Annotated in this window: 3 protein-coding genes; all 3 read left to right on the top strand. The window is 58.3% G+C overall.

Features of this window, described 5'->3' with window-relative positions; translation table 11 throughout:
- Positions 1–323, top strand: a 323-nt coding sequence (locus A6A04_RS22980) for a hypothetical protein (RefSeq protein ID WP_216636133.1), incomplete at its 5' end; no start/stop codon positions are given.
- 65 nt (positions 324–388) lie between these two features.
- On the top strand, positions 389–1,309 hold the full coding sequence (locus tag A6A04_RS19565) for a hypothetical protein (protein WP_068433467.1): 921 nt from the start codon (positions 389–391) through the stop codon (positions 1,307–1,309).
- The gene (locus tag A6A04_RS19570) at positions 1,306–2,007 is read left to right on the top strand and encodes a serine/threonine-protein kinase (protein ID WP_245651314.1); all 702 of its coding nucleotides are present in this window, start codon (positions 1,306–1,308) and stop codon (positions 2,005–2,007) included. Before A6A04_RS19565 ends, A6A04_RS19570 begins: the two co-directional genes overlap by 4 nt.
- Positions 2,008–2,076 lie beyond the last annotated feature (69 nt).

The raw sequence follows: 2,076 nt of genomic DNA on the forward strand, positions 1-2,076 counted from the left end.
GCGGGAGCTGCGGCGTTCGCGGCGGTCCCACCAGCCATACCTGTTGCCATCTGTGCTGCCATAACCTAACTCCTCTGGGAAAGAGACAAATACTTACATGTGTTGTTGCACAAATTCGCCTGCTCGACAATAGTCTGCAAGCGGATAACAATGCTTCATCAGCAAGGGATGTTAATAATCACTCTCATGTTCGCACTTTTGCCGTCAGCACTTCATGCTGTTTTGTCCAAGAATTTGATGGAGCCATAGTCTTTGCTAAAGTGATGGCGCGTAGATTCAGGGCCTCCGGTTGTTCCATGATCAAGGCTCCGGATATGACCTGATTTTGCCGGTAGAGATCCCCTCCAGCGTAAATCCTACCGTTGTTCAACCACAGGAGACGTGATCCGTGGCCTATTCACAGGAAATCAGCCGCGACCAGCGCGGCGCCTTTATCTTTCTGGTGGATCAATCTAAATCCATGAACACCACCTTCGGTGTCGATGATAACGGCCAGACAATCAGTCGGGCCCAGGTGGTGGCGGATGCGCTCAACCGAACCCTCGACGAACTGATCAACCGCTGTATGCGTGATGAAGGTGTCCGAGACTATTTCGACATCGGCGTCATCGGCTATGGGCGTACCAACCGCGCCGAGTTCTGCTGGCTGGGGAACCTTGCCGGGCGCAGCTTGGTGCCCATCTCCGAGGTGGCGGAAAACGCCGATACCATCGAGGAAGAAACCACCATCATGGTTCGCGGCCAGCCGGTGGTCGAGCGGGTGGCAGTTTCGCGTTGGGTGGCGCCGGTGGCGGTGGAAAGCACCCCGATGAATGGAGCTCTGCGCTTGGCGCAGTCGATCCTGGAACCCTGGATTTCCGCGAACCCCGGGTCATTCCCCCCGGCCGTCATCAACATTACCGACGGCATGGCCAACGATGTGGACAGCGACGAAGAACTTCTGGCGACCGCCCGACGGTTGACCGGGCTGAAGACCAATGACGGCCACGTCCTGCTGATGAACTGCCATATTTCCGGTGGCGACGACGCGCCGGTGGTGTTCCCGTCCAGCGCAGGCCAACTGCCCGACGACACCTATGCCCGCCTGCTGTTCGAGATGTCGAGCGAGTTGTCGGGCCGTCATCGCGCCATCATCTGCGAACTATTTGAGCGCGACCTGAAAACCACGCCGACCCTGCGCGGCATGGCGTTCAATGCCGATGCCATCGCACTGGTCAAACTGCTCGATATTGGCACCCGGCCGGCCATCGTTTTTAATCAAGCCGCCGAGGCTTCTTCGCGGGACCGGGCAACGGAGTTCGAACAGTGACGTTCCCCGTATTGGCGGACTACAAGGCGGCGCTTTCCAACGCCAAGGCTCGGTTCGCCACTCTCCAGGTAACGCCGTTTAAGGATTCCCGAGGCCACCCGCAGTTTCTCGCCGGAAACTTCGCCGGGGTGTTCCGGGTCACCGATTCCGAGGGATCGCTCTTGGCGATCAAGTGCTTCATCCGTGATCTACCCGATCTGGAGCGCCGCTACCAAGCAATCTCCGGCTTCGTCGCTGCCAGCGGCTCACCCTATATGGTTCCGCTCCGGTTTCACCGCGACGAACTCTACGTGACGTCGTCCATCGCCAGGCACGGTGAATATCCGGTCATCAGCATGCCGTGGGTCCCTGGTCGCACTATCGGCGCCTTGGTCCAGACCCTGTGCGATAGCGACAAGCGGGGCGGCATCGCAGGCTTGAGCCGGGCCTGGGCGCGGCTTTGCCTGGATCTGCTGAACCGTGGCGTGGCCCATGGCGACCTTAAACACGACAACATTCTGATCGGACCTGATGGTCGGCTGAAGCTGATCGATTACGATTCCATGTATCTTCCTGAACTGAGCGGGCTTCCCTGCACCTTGCTCGGCAGCATCAATTTCCAACACCCTGAGCGCAACGAGACGCATTTCGACGCGACGCTCGACCACTTCTCCATGCTGGTGATGCAACTGTCGTTGCGGGTGACCCTCCCCCCGTGAATGGCTCCAGGTTGAATGTAATAATTCAACTGACCATGAAGGGGACATTCCATGCCGAAGAAGAGACAT

The organism is Paramagnetospirillum marisnigri (assembly GCF_001650715.1).
Lineage (GTDB): Bacteria > Pseudomonadota > Alphaproteobacteria > Rhodospirillales > Magnetospirillaceae > Phaeospirillum > Phaeospirillum marisnigri.